Source organism: Nocardia sp. NRRL S-836, from assembly GCF_001279525.1.
Lineage (GTDB): Bacteria > Actinomycetota > Actinomycetes > Mycobacteriales > Pseudonocardiaceae > Lentzea.
This window is the reverse complement of the sequence record NZ_LGDY01000087.1, coordinates 1-210: the sequence shown is the minus strand read 5'-3', so window position 1 is coordinate 210 and position 210 is coordinate 1. Positions and strand designations below refer to the sequence as shown.

The 210-nt window shown below is 67.6% G+C and carries 1 protein-coding gene; it reads left to right on the top strand.

The window, feature by feature from the left end; genetic code table 11:
• Window positions 1-61: 61 nt before the first annotated feature.
• The coding region (locus tag ADL03_RS50745) for a hypothetical protein (RefSeq protein WP_369808956.1) at window positions 62-210 on the top strand (149 nt) is incomplete at its 3' end.

Below are 210 nucleotides of genomic sequence, written 5' to 3'. Positions count from 1 at the left end.
AGGCACCTTGGCTGAGTTTGGGCGGCGCAGGGAGGCGTTGGGCGCCTTCGAGGAAGCGGTCATGATCTGCCGGCGGCTGGCTGAGATGGAGCCGAGCCGCTACCTTCCCGACCTCGCCCAGTCCTTGAACCGCCTCGGAGGCACCTTGGCTGAGTTTGGGCGGCGCAGGGAGGCGTTGGGCGCCTTCGAGGAAGCGGTCATGATCTGCCG